Annotated in this window: 1 protein-coding gene; it reads left to right on the top strand. The window is 46.9% G+C overall.

The genetic code is table 11. The annotated features are described in order from the left end of the window. The coding region (locus E8Q33_RS14995; RefSeq protein ID WP_168800230.1) for an AAA family ATPase at positions 1-591 on the top strand (591 nt) is incomplete at both ends.

The following is a 591-nucleotide window of genomic DNA, read 5'->3' as shown; positions in this document are numbered from 1 at the left end:
GCACGCGAATATACCGATCTGGAAGAAGTCTGGAAGTCGGAAAAAGCCGCTTTGCATGGCAGTCAGCACATTAAAGAAGAATTGGAAAAAGCCCGCCTGGAGTTGGAATCAGCCAACCGTAGCGGCAATCTGGAAAAAATGTCTGAACTGCAATACGGGCGTATTCCTGCTTTAGAAAAGCAGTATGACCTTGCTACACAAGCTGAAATGCAGGAATTCACCTTGTTGAGAAACAAAGTTGGTGAAGAGGAAATCGCTGAAGTAGTTTCCAAATGGACAGGTATTCCGGTTTCCAAAATGCTGGAAGGTGAACGCGATAAACTGCTGAAAATGGATGAAGCGCTGCACCAACGGGTTATTGGTCAGGATGAAGCAGTTAATTCGGTTGCTAATGCGATTCGTCGCAGTCGTGCCGGGTTATCGGATCCGAACCGTCCTAACGGTTCATTCCTGTTTTTAGGCCCAACCGGTGTTGGTAAAACCGAGCTATGTAAATCACTGGCGACTTTCTTGTTTGATACTGAAGAGGCCATGGTACGCATTGATATGTCCGAGTTTATGGAAAAACATTCGGTGGCACGTCTGGTCGGG

Source organism: Methylophaga sp. SB9B (genome assembly GCF_004832235.1).
Taxonomy (GTDB): Bacteria; Pseudomonadota; Gammaproteobacteria; order Nitrosococcales; family Methylophagaceae; genus Methylophaga; species Methylophaga muralis.
The sequence above is the reverse complement of the archived record's forward strand: the minus strand, read 5'-3'. Positions and strand labels throughout refer to the sequence as shown.